Below are 16,314 nucleotides of genomic sequence, written 5' to 3'. Positions count from 1 at the left end.
GTGTGCCCCTCCTTCGACTTCTTCGTCCTGCGGAGTAATACGACTCACATCTTCACAGTCTTTGTTGAGGCGTCAAAGCGCGTCTCACGGATCGGGTGCGTGAGCCGCACAGGTATCGCAGCGATACCTGTGCGGAGCGCATGAGAGGCGATCCGCCTGAGACGTCGAACGCCCCTGCCTCACGAGGAGGCAGGGGCGTGACAGGGGCGTTCGGTGGGTGACGCGAGGCGTCGACCAGGAGGATCAGATCATCGTTCGGGTCAGTCGATCGCGTCCGGGTCGTCGTTGGCCTTGCCGAGGTCGTTCTGGGCGCGCCATTCGATCCAGAGGGCGTTCTCCTGATCAGGATCGGGATCCGTCGCCTGGAACTCCTCCCACTCCTCGTCGAGGCGCTCGCCGCGCTCCAGGAGCTCGTCCTGCTTCTGCTGTGCCTCGTCCGACCACCGGTCGTTCTCCTCCAGCCACCGGATGAGGCCCGGGTGGAAGGGCGCCTCGCGCGGAGTGTCCTCGACCTCTTCGGGGTTCCAGCGCGGGGTGTTGACCGTGGTGTTCTCGTACTCCTCGAAGTTCTCCGCCATCGCGGACACGAGTGCGTAGACCTCGTCCTCACTGGTGTCCGCCATCGCGGTGATGGGCAGGGTGTAGACGAAGCCGTTCGTCTCCTCGCCCTCCTCCTGCGCGGGTGCGCCTTCGAAGGGGAGGACGTTGACGGACGCCGTGAGCTCGTCGATGCGGCTCACGGCCTCTTCGTCGTCCGGGTCGAGCTGGACCCACGACACGTCCATCTGCGATTCCAGCTCGTACAGGCTCGCGCCGTAGACCTGCTGGTACAGCATGTCGATCTGGCCCTGCTGCAGCCCGTCCGGCTGCTCGCCGTAGGCCATCTCGACCTCGATCACGTCATCGCGCGTGAGGCCGCCGTAGGCCAGGTAGGCGTCGATCTTGCCGTTGACGGAAGGATTCGCAGTGATCTTGGGGACCTTCTTGCCCTTGAGATCCGCGGGCGTCTCGATGCCGTCCGCGGTCCGCGTGAGGAGGGAGTGCGGGGACAGCGGCGCCCACACGACCCGGGTGTCCTGGGGTCCCCAGTCCTCGTTCGCGAACTCGTTGAGCCCCTCGTAGGCGAAGATGTACTCATCGCCCAGTCGGCCCATCGCCGCAGCGCCGGACTTCATCGCCGCCATCCGGCCGATCGCCGTGTCGGAGGTGATGATGCGGACGCGGGAGCCGGTGGCCTGCGACACCGCATCGGAGACGGCCGCGGTGTCCTGGTAGGTCGAGGTGCCCGTGCCGTAGGTGGAGATGACGAATGGGTCGCGGATCCCACCCACCATGTTCGTCTCGGACGGTCCAGCACAGCCGGACAGCAGGAGTGCTGATGCGGCCAGTGCGGCCGTGAACGTCGGCAGTCGCCTCATGCGCGGGCCTCCTTCTTCGTGGTGGCGGCCGCGGGGACTGCGGTGGAGCTGAAGTCCGGTCCGCGCTTGCCGATGAGGAACGCGAGGATGATCGTGACGGCGCCCAGGCCCAGTCCGATGAGGGACGTGGTGGTGGCCGGCCACAGGAGCAGGAGTCCTGCGGCGAGGGACACGACGCGGATGACGATCCCGATCCTGCGGCTGTTGAGTGTCAGATAGCCCTCGAAGCCGGTGGCGAGGAAGTAGATGCCGATCATCGCGGTCACCAGGGCGATGAGGATCTCCGACAGCGTCGAATCCTGTGCGACGAGGGCGGGGTTCACGGCGAACGCGAACGGGATGATGTACTTCACCGCCCCCAGCCGCATCGCGGTGATCGAGGTCGACATGGGTGGTGTTCTGGCGATGTTCGCCGCGGCGAACGAGGCCAGGGCCACCGGCGGGGTGATGTAGGAGACGGTCGCCCAGTAGATGACGAACAGGTGCGCCGCGATCGGGTTGACGCCCATCTCCGTCAGGGCCGGGGCCATGACGATCGCCAGCAGGACGTAGACGGCGGACACCGTCATGCCCATGCCCAGCACGAAGCTCGTCAGCGCGGCCGCGATGAGGATGAGACCGAGGTTGTCGCCGACCAGGTTGACCAGCTCGCGTGCCAGCGACAGCGAGACTCCGGTCATGGAGAGGCCGCCGACGATGAGGCCGACGCCCGCGATGATGCCGATGATCTCCGCGACCGTCTTGCCCGAGGCGTACACGAAGTTCAGGAACGACGTGGGCGTGAGCTTGTAGCGCTTCATGAAGAGCATGCAGATGAGCAGGAAGCCGATGACCCAGAAGGGTGCCTGCGACTCGTTGTTCATGACGACCAGGAGCAGCACGAGGCCGACGAGCGCGACGATGTACGGAATGCCCGTGAGGAGGGTGCGGGCCAGCTTGGGCAGCTCGGCCTTCGGCATGCCGCGCAGTCCGGACTTGGCGGAGTACGCGTCGACCTGGAGGAAGATGCCCCAGTAGTAGAGGAACGCGGGGATGGCCGCGGCCAGGGCGATCTGTCCGTAGGGGACGCCGACGAAGGACACCATGAGGAACGCTGCGGTGCCCATGATCGGAGGCGTGATCGTACCGCCGGTGGCTGCAGTGGCCTCGATGCCCGCGGCGTACTTCCCGGGGAACCCGGAGCGCTTCATCGCCGGGATCGTCATGGGGCCGGTGGTGAGCACGTTGGACACGGCGGAGCCGGACATCATGCCCATCGCGGCGGAGGAGACGACGGAGACCTTCGCGGAGCCGCCGCGGAAACGGCCGAACGCGCTCATGGCGAGGTCGTAGAAGAACAGCGCGCCGCCGGAGAACTGCAGGGCGACGCCGAACATCAGGAAGCCGACGAGGATGCTGGCGGCCGTCTGCAGCGGCAGCCCCATGATCGAGTCGACGCCCATCGCGTGGATCTGCGCGGTGAGGTCCAGACGGAACGGGATGCCCTGGAGGAAGCTCACGGGGATGCCCGCCGCGAAGACCGGGTAGAGGGAGAACACCAGCGCGATGCCGGTGACGATGAGGCCCGCCGTCCGGCGGAGGGTCTCCAGCACCAGGATCCACAGGAGGAACGCGAAGACCATCGCGGTGGGCGGTGCGACGTAGTCCCAGCCGCGCTCGAAGATGCGCTGGCCGTTCATGCCGTAGTAGATGGTCGTGACCATGATGAGGGCGGCCAGGACGATGTCGTACCAGGGCACGGAGGTGCGTGCGGTGACGCCGCCGGGCTGCTTCCTGATCGGGTAGATGATGAACACGATCGGCAGGAACGCGGCCAGCAGGTAGTACAGGAAGCTGTTCGTCAGCAGGTTCGTGCCGCCCAGGTTCCAGAAGAACACCTGGTTGAGCACCAGCACCACACCGGCGACGGTGAGCGCCATGACGACGACGCGCCAGAATACGGGGAGGTGCGTTCCGGTGTTCGCCGGGTCGCGGTCGAAGTCCAGCTGCTCCTCGACGTCGACGGCCTCAGCGGGAGGGTCGCCCTCCGGTGCGGTGGCGGTCGCCACGGCTCCGGGGTCCGCAACGGGCGTCGTGTCGCCGTCGTGGCTTGTGCGTGATGTGCTCATGGGCACCTCTCCGTTGAGGGAACAGGTCCGTTTGTGGGGTGCGAGAGACCGGCTGACGCCGGTGAACTCGTGAAGAACGACGGCAATGCTACCCAACCTGTGACGTGGCTCAACGTCTCTTAAGTCGACCGCTCGATCAGCCGAAACGGGTCATATCAGAAGCGGCTCGCATTCATGACGGACGCGTGGTGAATGATGCGTCCTATGACCGGATTCCATGCAATATGCTGGCATTAGGTGGATGCTGGGACTTGATGTCTGTGCGAGACCTCACAATCTGTTGTGTGTGGAGACTCACAGAGCCGCGAAGGGTGGATCGATGACGATGGACGTGTCCCACAGGGGACTGACTGACGCACAGGTGGCGGCGCTCGTGGATGAGCTCGCCGAGGCTGCGCGCACGGGGGCCAGGATCGCTCCCGCGAGCCGGAGGCATCCCGCGATGACGGTGTCGGATTCCTACGAGGTCCAGCGACTGTGGCGCGCACGCCGTGAAGCTGAGGGCGGACGGGTCGCGGGCTTCAAGATCGGCCTCACGTCCGTTGCGATGCAGCAGGCGTTCGGCCTCGACGAACCCGACTATGGCGTGATCTTCGAGGACCAGATCCTCGCAGCCGGTTCGACGGTGCGGGCGACCGCGTGGAACAACGCGCGTGTGGAGGTGGAGCTCTCCTTCCTTCTCGCCTCCGCGCTGGTGCCCGGTCAGGGTTCCGGCGCGGACGGCGCGTTTACGGCGGAGGACATCCTCGCGGCGACGGCGTGCGTGGTGCCGTCCCTGGAGATCCTGGACTGCCACTTCGTCGAGGACGGCATGACCGTCGTGGACACCATCAGCGACAACGCGGCACTGGGTGCTGTGGTCCGTGGCGCTGAGGAGTTCGATCCCGCGGCCTTCGACCTGTCGTGGATCGGTGCGAAGCTCACCATCAACGGGGCGATCGTGGAGACGGGAGTGTCCGGAGCCGTCCTGGGCCACCCCGCGGCCAGCGCCGCCTGGATGGCGAACCGCTTCGCCGAACGGGGAGAGGAGATCCCCGCAGGCTCACTCCTGCTGTCGGGGTCCTTCACCCGGCCCATCCCGGTCAGCGCCGGGGACGCCGTCATCGCCGACTACCAGGGGATGGGCGAGGTGCGCGTGCAGTTCACCTGAGCGCGGTTGGTCAGTTCGGCGTGCTCTGACTGACCGGCGTGATCGGGCCGTTCGGCCCCGTCGAACAGGACCGCAGCGTCATCTGGTCGCGGTCGTCGCCGCTGCGATGGCTGCGGCGATGCTGCCCGCGGTGACGGCGGTCGTGGCTCGGGTGACGGCTGCCGCCGTGGCCTTCGCGCCCCAGTCCCCCTTCTCGAACTCCTTGCCGCGGTCGTGGACTGTCCCGGACCATCGCGGCTGCGGATGGAGGCTGGGCAGGGTGCCGCTCGCGGAGATCAGCGCCACGAGGCCGGCGGTCCGCGGATCATCCGGATCCTCTCCTTCGAGCACGGAGGCGACGCGGGCCCGCAGCGCGGGCTCGTACGGGTCGTCGGTCGCCGGGTGCGAGGTCGTGGGGAAGATCCCCAGGAACCTGGACTTCTTCTGCTCCAGCAGACCGCGCTCCACCAGTCGGTCGACGAGCGGCTCCCATAATCCGCTGCCGATGGTGAGCAGGATGGAGGACACGGCCCGCGGCTTCTCTGCGATGGCGTCGTACGCCTCCTGCAGCAGTGGGTCCGGCAGAGGCCCATCACCGATCGCGCGCAGCGTCGTGCGCGACCGCCACGAGCCCTCCTCTGCTTCAACGCGTCCCAGCAGTGCGAGCTCCACCAGCAGCGCGCCGCCGAGCGAGTAGTGGAGGGTGGCGGCACCGGCGGGGGTCCCGGACGCGTCGTCGGCCAGCAGCAGCGCGAGGTCCTCGACGATGAGGAGGCCGTCGGATCCGTGGGTCTCAGGCGTCATGGCACCAGAATCTCATCCCTGCGACGGATCCGCGAGCGTGCCGTCTGCTCTAGCCTTGCCGCATGACCACATCGGCGGCGTCGGCAGCGCGCACGGGCACCGACGGACGCGCGGTGGCGAGCGAGGCCGTGGAACGCGGTCCGTTCTCACGACTGTGGGGTCTGCTCACGGCTGTCGACGGCAGTGCTCCGGCCGGATGGACGCGACCGCAGCCGGGACGTGACGGGGTGCGCCGGGATGTGGCCGTCGGGGTGCTGGTCGCCATGACGATCGCCGTCTCGCACTGGTCGGTCTTGGGGTCGGGGATCCTCGAAGTCTCCGGAACGATCGACGTCGACCAGCCGCCGTGGATGCGGATCCTCTTCCCCGCGGCGATGGGGCTGGCGGTGGCGCTCCGCCGGGTGGCTCCACAGTTCGCCCTGGCGTGGTGCACAGCAGCGTTCCTGGTGTCGCTCGGCGTCGGCTACCTCGAGCAGTTCCTCACGCCCTATGTCTACTTCTACCTCTTGTATTCGGCCGGTGCGTGGAGTGCACGGCGCACTGCAGTCACGGTGCTGCGCATCCTCATCACCCTCGCGATGCTGTCGTCGACGTTCGTGGGCGTCGTCGTAGGATCCTCGGTTGGGGCCCCGGACGCGAGCATCGAGCAGAACGCCGCGTTCGGACTGTGGGCCTCGATCCTCAACGTCCTCTTCTACGTGGGAGCGCTCTGGCTGGGCAACAGCGAGTACCTGCGGGCGGGGCAGCGCGCGACGATGGACGCGCAGGTCGTCGAACTGGAGCGCAGCCGTGCGCAGCTGGCGGAGCAGGCAGTGCGGTTGGACCGGCTCCGCATCGCACGCGAACTGCACGATTCGGTGGCGCATCATGTGTCACTCATGGGCGTCCAGGCTGCGGTGGCCCGGCGCACCCTCGAGGTGAGTACGGACAGTCGGGACGTCCCGGAGTCCGTCACGACGGCGATGGAACGCGTCGAGGTGAGCGCGCGGGAAGCGGTCGAGGAGCTGCAGAGCGTCCTCGTGACCCTCCGCAGCGAGGATGAGGGGACAGCGCCGGAGGCCCTGTCCCTCCCCACTGTCGACTCTCCGTCGACCAGGACGCTCGCGCAGATCCCCGCACTCGTCGACAGCGTCACGGAGTCCGGGATGACTGTCAGCTTCCAGCAGTACGGCGAGAGCCCGGAGTCGGTCATCAGCACGGTCGAGCTCACGGTCTATCGAGTGCTGCAGGAGGCGCTCACGAACGTGCGCAAGCATGCGGGGCCCGTGGCCTCGGCGGACGTACGGCTGCGCTTCGATGAGGACTGGATCGAACTCGACGTCACCGACGACGGCGTCGGCCCCGCAGACAGGGTCCCCGACGACCTCGGGAACGGTGGAAGTGTTCTCGCTGGTGGTGGGCGCGGGATCGTCGGCATGCGCGAACGTGCGCATGCGGTGGGCGGCACGCTCACTGTCGGCGCACGGGACCCGCGAGGGTTCAGGGTGCTGCTGCGCGTCCCCACGCGAGGCGGCGAGAGGATCGAGGATGGGACGATGGCCCGTGGATGAGACGAAGGAATCCTCGAGCCCCGTGCGGGTGCTCCTGGTCGACGACCACGACCTGGTGCGAGCGGGGTTCCGGGCGCTGCTCGACCTCGAACCGGGGTTCGAGGTCGTGGGCGAGGCGGAGAACGGAGCGGAGGCCGTCCGGGCGGCCCACGAGCTCGCCCCCGATGTCATCTGCATGGACGTGCAGATGCCGGTGATGGACGGCATCGAGGCGACGCGAGCACTCCTCGCCTCGGACGCCGTGCATGCCCGCGTCATCGTGCTCACGACGTTCCGCGACGACACCGTCGTCCAGGCCGCGCTGCGTGCGGGCGCCAGCGGCTTCGTGCTCAAGAACTCGCCTCCTGCGGTGCTGGTCGACTCGATCCGCACGGTGCACCACGGTGACGCGCTCATCGATCCGCAGGTGACGATGTCGGTCATCGCAGCGATGCGCCGGGGTGACGCCGCGCACGAATGGTCAGGCGTCCCCGGATCGGCGCAGGCACCCGGTCCCGGCCCGGCCCCCGGTCCCGGCCCGGGATCCGTGCCCCGGGTACCCGCACCGGCCGCTGCCGGCGAACCGGTGGAGCTCACCCGGCTGACAGGTCGCGAGCGCGAGGTGCTGGACGGCGTGGCCCGGGGCCTCAGCAACACCACGATCGCGAAGGAGCTGTTCGTGTCGGAGGCGACGGTCAAGACCCACGTGTCCAACCTCCTGGCGAAGCTGGGCGTCCGCGACCGCATCCACGCGGTGATCTTCGCCTACGAGCACCGGGTGATCTCACCCGACCGGTGACCGGACCGGGTCGGGCGTCGCACCGCCGGCGACCTCTCAGCGCCGGTGAACTCACCCTTTCGGCTGACCTCATCCCATCGGCGGACATCGGACTCCGGTCCTCAGCCGTGAGGATGACGCGGCACTCGCGCGATCTCGTTCCTGCGGCCGATCCGCTCACCCTCGCCGATCCCTAGCGTGGAGGCATACGGTGCGGATCGCTCAGCGAGGCGATCGGCACACCTCCATCCTCAGAGGAGTCCCGATGCTCGACGTGAGCAGGATCAGCAAGACGTTCGGCGACCGCCGGGTGCTCGATGACATCAGCTTCCGCGTGGAGCCCGGCCGCCTCACCGGCTTCGTCGGGGGCAACGGCGCGGGCAAGACGACGACCATGCGCACCATCATCGGGGTGACACGGCCGGACTCCGGCACGGTATCGCTCGACGGCCACCCGATCGGCGCGGCGGACCGCGCCCGGTTCGGCTACATGCCTGAGGAGCGGGGCCTGTACCCGAAGATGCGGACCCGTGAGCAGATCGCCTACCTGGGCGAGCTGCACGGCATGACCGCCGCCGAGGCCGACTCCCGTTCCCGGGAGATCCTCACCGAACTGGGCCTGGGCGACCGGTTCGACGAGTCGCTCGAGGATCTGTCCCTGGGCAATCAGCAGAGAGCGCAGATCGCCGCGGCCCTGGTCCACCGCCCGCAGGTCCTCATCCTCGATGAGCCGTTCTCCGGTCTGGACCCGCTGGCGGTCGAGGTGGTGCTGGGGGTGCTGCAGCGGATCGCGGCCCGGGGAGCCCCGGTCCTCTTCTCCTCCCACCAGCTCGATGTCGTCGAGCGGCTCGCCGACAACCTCGTCATCATCAGCGCCGGGCGCATCCGCGCAGCGGGCTCGCGTGCACTCCTGCAGGAGCAGCACTCCACGGGTCTCCATCGCATCGTGACGGAGCATGACGCCGGGTGGATCCGTGATGTGCCCGGCGTGGAGGTCATCGAGTTCGACCGTGGGACAGCCGTCTTCAGCGCTCCGGACGCGGACGCGGCCCAGCAGGTGCTGCGCCGAGCGCTGGAGTACGGCCCGGTGACGTCGTTCGCCCCGCACCGGGTGCCGCTGTCCGCGATCTACCGGGAGATCGTATGAGATCCGCTATCCACCAGGAGACGCCCATGTCACTCACGCACAGCTCACCCAGCCACAGCTCATCCAGCCACAGCATCACGCCGTGGAACGCGGTGCGGCTCGTCGCGAAGCGGGAGATGCTCGTCCAGCTGCGATCGAAGGCCTACCTCGTGTCCTTCGCGGTCACGCTGCTGGCGATCGTCGGCGGCATCATCGTCATGGGTCTCATGGGCGGGCGGGGGATCGGGCTGGGAGGCGACACGGCGGTGGTGACGACGACGGCCTCGGCCGCGGTGGTGCCCGAGCTCGGCTTCGAGGTCACCGAGTCCGCCACACCGGGGGAGGCCCTCGACCAGGTGCGCTCCGGCGACGCGGACTCAGCCGTGCTGAGCGCCGAGGAGCTGCGCACCGCGCTGGACGGCGAGCCGGTCTTCGGACCGGACGGTGCGGAGATCGACGTGGCGGGCACGCTCATCGACGGAACCGACGCGCAGACGCCGGTGGTGGTGGGCGACAGGGCGGCGAGCGAAGACCTCGTCGCAGCACTGTCGGTCCCCCCGCCGGCCGTCGTACTGACAGCGAGTGAGATGCCCCCGTGGCTGGGCACCGTGCTGTCGATCGCCTTCGGCTTCATGTTCTTCATGGCGGCGCTCATGTACTGCATGACGATCGCGCAGAGCGTGGTGGAGGAGAAGGCGACGCGCATCATCGAGATCCTGCTCGCGACGGTGTCCCCGCGCGTGCTGATGGGCGGCAAGGTGCTGGGAAACGCGGTCCTGGCGCTCGCCCAGATCGGACTCATCGCGATCGGAGCGAGCGCGGCGTTCGCGCTCACGGGCCAGGGGGAGATCCTCACCCTGCTGGGGCCGTCGCTGATCTGGTTCGGGGTGCTCTTCGCGGTGGGCTTCATCCTCATGGCGTCGCTGTACGCCGGCGCGGCGTCGCTCGTCTCCCGGCAGGAGGACGTGGCCAGCGCGGTCTCACCACTCACCTTCCTCATCATGATCCCCTACCTGCTCGTGGTGATCGGGAATCAGAGCCCCCTGCTGATGGGCGTGCTCAGCTACATCCCGTTCTCCGCGCCGGTCGGCATGCCCGTGCGGCTGCTGTTGGGCGACGCGGCCTGGTGGGAGCCGGTAATCGCGCTCATCCTGCTCATCGCGACGACCGCGGCCTCGATCGTCATCGGGGCGCGGATGTACGAGCAGTCGATCCTGCGGATCGGTTCGCGCGTCTCCTGGAAGGACGCGCTGCGCCGCGGATGACCCGGCCGCGGCCGTAGACGGAGGAAATCCCCCGTGAGGGGGAGAGGAATCACCCGTGCGGGGGACGCGCGAACAGCACCAGGCTGGAACCGTTGACCTCGGTGCTGACCAGGGCCGCTCAGCACGAAGCCTCGACCACGACGAAACCACGAACACGACCTGGAGAACCCCTGTGTCTGCACTCACCAGAATGAGCCTGAAGAACCGATTGATCATCGGTCTCACGACGATCGCGGTCGCGGTCTTCGGGGTGGTCGCGACGAGCATGCTCAATCAGGAGATGATGCCGTCGATGACCACGCCCAGCGCGATGGTGCAGGCGACGGTGCCCGGTGCCTCCCCGGAGGTCGTCGAGGAGACGGTGACGGATCCGCTCGAATCGGCCCTGTCCTCGGTCGCGGACGTCGACGCCGTGACGACGGAGACGACCAGCGGGGCGGCGACGGCGACGGTGACCTGGCCGTTCGAGGCCGACGCGGATGAGGTCCAGGACGGGGTGGCGTCCGCAGTCGAGTCCGTGCGGGCAGATCTGCCGGAGACCGCCGAGGTCCAGGTCCTGCCGACGTCGATCGACGAGATCCCCGTCGTCCAGACTGCCGTCACCAGCGCGAACGGAGACGAGGATCTCGCCGCTCACGTCGAATCGCTGCTGGTCCCGGACCTGGAGGGCGTCGACGGCGTGAGTGACGTGGAGGTGGCCGGCCAGTCCGAGCGCGAGGTCCACATCGAGCTGATGCCCGGTGAGGCCGAGGAAGCGGGCGTCGATGCGACCACACTGACCTCCGAGCTCGAGGCCGCAGGCACTGTCGTCCCCGGCGGTGAGACGACCGACGGTCCGAATTCGCTGGCCGTCGAGGTCGGCACTCCCAAGTCGGATCTGGAAGCGGTCGAGGACACGCCCATCCGGACGGTCGACGGCACCGTCATGCTGGGCGACATCGCCGACGTCACGCTCGAGCGGGCGGAGCAGACGACGCTGTCGCGCGCCAACGGCGGCGACGCGGTGACGCTGTCGGTGACGAAGGAACAGGACGCGAACGTCGTCGCCGTCTCCCACGGCGTCGCCGATGTCCTCGATGCGAAGCAGGACGAGCTGGGCGAGGGCGTCGAGTTCTCCACAGTCTTCGACCAGGCGCCCTACATCGAGCAGTCGATCCACGACCTGTCCGTCGAGGGCGGGCTGGGACTGCTGTTCGCGGTGCTGGTGATCCTCGTGTTCCTGGGCTCGTTCCGCTCGACCGTCGTCGCTGCGGTGTCGATCCCGATGTCGCTGCTCATCGCGATGATCGGCCTGCAGTGGGGCGGATACACGCTCAACATCCTCACGCTGGGCGCGCTCACGATCGCAGTGGGCCGCGTCGTCGACGATTCGATCGTCGTCATCGAGAACATCCGCAGGCGACAGGGCGACCGGGAGCTGGGGATCGAGGACATCGTCGCCTCCGTCAAGCAGGTCGCCGGCGCGATCACCGCGTCCACGCTCACGACCGTGGCGGTCTTCCTGCCGATCGCGTTCGTCTCTGGAATCACGGGCGAGCTGTTCCGGCCGTTCTCCGTGACTGTCTCGCTCGCACTGCTGGCCTCGCTCCTCGTCGCTCTGACGATCGTGCCGACTCTCAGCTACTGGTTCCTCCGCCACCGGCCCAAGCCGCTCAAGCCGGCCAAGCAGGCGGCTCTCGATGAGCGGTGGGAGGTCTGGCACGCCAAGCAGGAGGCGGCTGCGGAGAAGCGGCGGGCCCGCGCGCAGGCGCGGATCGACACGAAGAACGCGAAGCGCGTGCAGAAGGGGAGGACCCCGCTGCCGGACGCGGTCGCCCACGGCTCCGTCCTGCCGGCCCACGAGGGCGAGGCGTCCGATCCCGTCGACCGGCTGCAGCGGGCGTTCCTGCCTGCGATCCAGGCGTCGCTGCGCCATCCCGGGCGGACGATCGCCGGTGCCGTGGTGGTCCTGCTCTTCACCGGCGTGGTCGCAACGGGTCTGAAGACCGACTTCCTGGGCGACCAGGGGGAGAACTCCCTCTACGTCACGCAGACCCTGCCCACGGGCTCGTCCCTGGAGACGAGCGACGAGGCCGCCGCGCAGGTCGAGGAGGTCCTGGGCTCTGATCCGGACGTCACCGACTACGTCGCGAACATCTCCGCGGCGGGCGGGGGAGCGGCGAACTCCCTGACCGTCACACTCGATGAGGAGGCGGATCCGGCCGTCGTCGCCGAAAGGCTCCAGGGCGGCATCGACGGACTCGAGGACGTGGGCGACGTGAGCGTGGACTCCGCCGGGTCCGTGGGCATGAGCCAGGACGTCGAGGTGACGGTGGCCGGCACGGACGACGGGCAGCGCGCCGATGCGGCAGCGCAGCTCGCGGAGCAGGCTGAGCAGCTGGACGGCGTCGCGGCGGTGAGCACCGACGAGACGTCGACGCAGCCGATGCTGCGGGTCGATGTCGACCGGGAGGCCGCCGCGGACCAGGGCTTCAGTCAGGCCGAGGTGGGTGCCGCCGTCGCAGCCGCGCTGGAGGGCACGCCCGCCGGCACGGTGAACCTCGAGGGGGAGGAGCGCGACATCCTCATCGCGCCCACCCACGCCGACGCGGCGCCGGGTGAGATCGAGGACATCGAGCTGCCGGTCACCGAGGTCCAGACGCAGAATGCCCAGGAGGACGCGCAGGACGCGCTCACGGAAGAGCAGGAGGCACGCGCCGACGAGGCCACCCGCGAGGCGGAGGAGGACGCCGCCGAACAGCTCGAGTCCGCTCGTGAGGCGCGCGATGACGCGGGGACCCAGGTCGAGGATCTGCGCGAGCAGCTCGATGAACTGCGGAATCCGAGCGCGCCGCAGGGTCCGCCGGACCCGCAGGAGCAGATCGATGCACAGGTCGAGGAGCTCGAGGACGCACTGGACCAGGCGCAGTCCGGGTACGACGACGCCGCGCAGCAGGTCGACGACATGATCGTCGCGCAGGAGGACGCGGAAGCGGACCGCGCGGAGGAGGAGCGGCTGGCCGACGAGCAGGAGGCGATCCCGGACCTCACCGGCGACGCGATCACGCTGGGCAGCATCGCCGAGGTCGTGGAGGAGGAGACGCAGTCGACGATCGTCCGTGCCGACGGCGAGCGTGAGACCACGGTCGCCGTCACGCCTGAGGAGGGTGCGCTGGGTACCGTGTCGGCCGAGGTCTCGCAGCTGGTCGCGGACACGGACACGCCGGGTGGTGTGACGGTGGGGCTCGCCGGTGCCGGTGCGGAGCAGGACGAATCGTTCGCGCAGATGAGCACCGCGATGCTCATCGCCGTCGGTCTGGTGCTCCTCATCATGGTGGCGACCTTCCGCAGCTTTGTGCAGCCGCTCATCCTCCTGGTGTCCGTGCCGCTGGCCGGGACCGGTGCGGTGATCCTGCTGGCGGCGACCGGCATCCCGCTTGGGCTGCCCGCGCTGATCGGGCTGCTCATGCTGATCGGCATCGTCGTGACGAACGCGATCGTGCTCATCGACCTGGTCAACAAGCTTCGTGACCAGGGGCTCGACCTCGACGACGCCGTGGTTCACGGGACGCGCCTGCGCCTGCGACCGATCCTCATGACGGCTGCCGCGACGATCTTCGCGCTCCTGCCGATGGCGTTCGGCATCACGGGCGGCGGCGTGTTCATCTCACAGCCGCTGGCGATCGTCGTCATCGGCGGCCTGACGTCGTCGACCCTGCTGACGCTGGTCCTCGTTCCGGTGCTGTACATGCTGGCGGAGCGGCAGAAGCTTCGCCGCTCCGCACGGAAGCAGGCGAAGAGGAGTGCACGGGGAACTGCGGAGTCGAACGGTCAGGATCCGAACGGTCCGGAGTCTGCGCAGACGGAGCCGCAGCAGGCAGTTCGGCCGGGATCACGAAGCGACGGAACAGACTGAGGCTCATGGACGGCGACCGTTCGAGGTGGTCGAAGCGCGCGACCGCGCCGCGGGTGACAGGGATCAGGGAGGTGAACGGCAGGATCCTCTTCGCCGGGGAGTCCGCCTCCCAGACCCCGTCGGTGCGGAACTCCACGCCCTTCTTAACGATCCGCAGCAGCGCCAGCACCGGTTCGCCCTCCAGCGGGTTGATGACGAGGCCCATGTCGCCGGACCGATCCAGCCCGAACCGGTGCTTCGTGTGCCGCCCGGCCGCGCCGGCGGTCGTGAGGCGGCGGATGACGTGCGCGGCCTCATCGAGGTCTTCGAACTCCACGCCCGGGACCCGCGACTGCAGGTCCTCCAGCGACGCGGGCATGAGCACCGTGACGGCGGGGTGGTCCAAGCGGTCCCCGAGGATCCACACGAACATCCCGTCCGGCGACATCTCCACGGTGAAGCGCGAAGCGGCGAAGTCGTGGTGGCCGGACGGGGTGGTGAGTGCCAGACCGTCCGGCGTGATGCGGAGGTCGATGCCGACGGACCAGTCCGTCGCGTCCGGCGAGTACGCCTTGAATGGGCCGGTGGCCACGACCTGCACCGGGGCCACCCCTGCGAGCGGCGGCGGGCCGTCGTCGTCGGGACCTTCCGTGACGGCGGTGGGTGCAGAAGCGGGGCTGAGGTCGGGATGGACGGCGCGGGGAAGGCCGAACGGTGTCTGCGGCGTATCCATGACTGCTCCTCGACTGGTGCTGTGGACCGGCGGGTGCGGGTCCATGCGATGACAGTACGAAGAGGTACGGACACAGGCACGGAGGCAGGTACGGTCGCGGGCGCGGAGGCAGATTCGGCAGCGCTCCGTGCAGACGACGCTGATTCGTCGCAGCCCTGTGCCCGCCACGTGCGCGGTCGTACACTCGAGGACGGAGTGCAGACCGCTCATGAGCGGTCTGCACACGGGATGCTCGCTGGTGGGGTCCGGTGGTCGTCCGACGACGGAAAGGACGACACGATGATTGACCTCGTCGCTGAGGGCAAGGCCCTTCTGCCGGCTCTCCAGGAGCTGAGGCGCGACCTGCACGCGCACCCGGAGGTGGGGCTCGACCTGCCGCGCACGCAGGCGGCGGTGCTCACCGCCCTGGAGGGGCTCCCGCTGGAGATCACGACGGGAGTGGAGACGACCTCGGTCGTGGCGGTCCTGCGGGGCACCGGACCGGGCCGCCCCGAGGACGGTGCCCAGGCCGTGCTGCTGCGCGGCGACATGGACGCCCTGTCCGTCGAGGAGCGCACCGATGAGCCGTTCCGCTCGGAGAACGGGAACATGCATGCGTGCGGCCACGATCTGCACACGGCGGGGCTGGTGGGCGCGGCACAGCTGCTGTGCGCCTACCGCGATGAGCTGGACGGCGATGTCGTGTTCATGTTCCAGCCGGGCGAGGAGGGCTTCGACGGCGCCGCCGCCATGATCCGCGAAGGCGTGCTCGACGCCGCCGGCGTGCGGGTGAGTGCGGCGTACGGCGTGCACGTGGTCGTCGCGGAGAGGGGACTGGTCGCGACGAAGCCCGGCACCTTGCAGGCCGGATCGAACGTGCTGACCGTGACGGTGCACGGCGCTGGCGGGCACGGCTCGCAGCCGCAGAATGCGAATGACCCCGTCCCCGCGATCGCGGAGATGGTCGGGGCGCTGCAGACGATGGTGACGCGGAAGTTCAGCGTGTTCGACCCGGTCGTCATGTCGATCACACGACTGGCGGCCGGCGACATGCTCAACGTCATCCCGGAGACGGCGTCGCTGGGTGCGACGGTGCGGTCGCTGTCGGAGGAGTCGGTCGACCGGTTCAGGGCGGAGGCGACTCGTGTGGCCGAGGGTGTGGCCGCTGCGCACGGCTGCACCGCCGAGGTCCTGTTCGAGGACGAGTACCCCGTCACGGTGAACGACGCGGACGAGACGGCGTGGGTGGCGGACGAGGTCAGCGGCCTGCTGGGGGCGGAGCGGTTCGAGCTGCTCACGGATCCGATCATGCCCAGTGAGGACTTCTCCCGCGTGCTGCGCGAGGTGCCCGGGACGTTCATGATGCTGGGTGCTCGACGGGACGACGTGCCGGACGAGCAGCAGGCGGACAACCACTCCCCGCACGTGGTCTTCGATGATTCGGTGCTGGGCGACCAGGCGGCGCTGCTGGCGCACCTGGCGATGCGGAGGCTGGCGAGTGGGAGCGCGGACGCACCGGGGGAGCGGGCCGACCACGGGCCGCGGCACTGAGAGGACCACGGGCCACCAGA

Annotated in this window: 10 protein-coding genes; 7 read left to right on the top strand and 3 right to left on the bottom strand. The window is 68.8% G+C overall.

All coding sequences use genetic code 11. The features are described from left to right. Positions 1 to 260 precede the first annotated feature (260 nt). Positions 261 to 1,418, bottom strand: a complete 1,158-nt coding sequence (locus FM105_RS01325) for a TAXI family TRAP transporter solute-binding subunit (protein ID WP_087003522.1) — start codon at positions 1,416 to 1,418, stop codon at positions 261 to 263. Continuing rightward, positions 1,415 to 3,526, bottom strand: coding sequence for a TRAP transporter permease (locus FM105_RS01320; protein WP_087003519.1), 2,112 nt, complete (start codon positions 3,524 to 3,526; stop codon positions 1,415 to 1,417). The genes FM105_RS01325 and FM105_RS01320 overlap by 4 nt, the downstream gene beginning before the upstream one ends. A gap of 286 nt (positions 3,527 to 3,812) precedes the next feature. Between FM105_RS01320 and FM105_RS01315 the strand changes: the two genes are divergently transcribed. Beyond that, complete coding sequence (locus FM105_RS01315) at positions 3,813 to 4,676, top strand: 2-keto-4-pentenoate hydratase (RefSeq protein WP_256970134.1); 864 nt, start codon at positions 3,813 to 3,815, stop codon at positions 4,674 to 4,676. Between the two features lie 78 nt (positions 4,677 to 4,754). Here the strand turns inward: FM105_RS01315 and FM105_RS01310 are convergent, their stop codons facing one another. After that, positions 4,755 to 5,459 (bottom strand): GOLPH3/VPS74 family protein, encoded by a 705-nt coding sequence (locus FM105_RS01310; RefSeq protein ID WP_087003516.1) that lies wholly within the window; start codon positions 5,457 to 5,459, stop codon positions 4,755 to 4,757. Positions 5,460 to 5,521: 62 nt separating this feature from the next. Between FM105_RS01310 and FM105_RS01305 the strand changes: the two genes are divergently transcribed. The 6 genes from FM105_RS01305 (at position 5,522) to FM105_RS01280 (ending at position 16,294) form a co-directional block, all read left to right on the top strand. Continuing rightward, complete coding sequence (locus tag FM105_RS01305; protein WP_087003513.1) at positions 5,522 to 7,009, top strand: sensor histidine kinase; 1,488 nt, start codon at positions 5,522 to 5,524, stop codon at positions 7,007 to 7,009. Continuing rightward, a complete protein-coding gene (locus tag FM105_RS01300) occupies positions 6,987 to 7,787 on the top strand; it encodes a response regulator (protein WP_087003508.1) in 801 nt (266 codons plus the stop codon). The genes FM105_RS01305 and FM105_RS01300 overlap by 23 nt, the downstream gene beginning before the upstream one ends. A 244-nt stretch (positions 7,788 to 8,031) precedes the next feature. Beyond that, positions 8,032 to 8,913 (top strand): ABC transporter ATP-binding protein, encoded by an 882-nt coding sequence (locus FM105_RS01295; RefSeq protein WP_087003507.1) that lies wholly within the window; start codon positions 8,032 to 8,034, stop codon positions 8,911 to 8,913. Between the two features lie 26 nt (positions 8,914 to 8,939). Further along, complete coding sequence (locus tag FM105_RS01290) at positions 8,940 to 10,157, top strand: ABC transporter permease (RefSeq protein ID WP_087003504.1); 1,218 nt, start codon at positions 8,940 to 8,942, stop codon at positions 10,155 to 10,157. 190 nt (positions 10,158 to 10,347) lie between these two features. Beyond that, positions 10,348 to 14,052 carry an efflux RND transporter permease subunit gene (locus tag FM105_RS01285; RefSeq protein WP_087003501.1) on the top strand — a complete coding sequence of 1,235 codons (3,705 nt, stop codon included), beginning with the start codon at positions 10,348 to 10,350 and terminating at the stop codon, positions 14,050 to 14,052. A 991-nt stretch (positions 14,053 to 15,043) separates the two neighbouring features. Further along, a complete protein-coding gene (locus tag FM105_RS01280; RefSeq protein ID WP_087004250.1) occupies positions 15,044 to 16,294 on the top strand; it encodes a M20 metallopeptidase family protein in 1,251 nt (416 codons plus the stop codon). The last annotated feature ends 20 nt before the right edge of the window (positions 16,295 to 16,314 follow it).

It is taken from the genome of Brevibacterium yomogidense (genome assembly GCF_900163715.1).
Lineage (GTDB): Bacteria > Actinomycetota > Actinomycetes > Actinomycetales > Brevibacteriaceae > Brevibacterium > Brevibacterium yomogidense_A.
This window is presented reverse-complemented; position numbering and strand designations above follow the sequence as displayed.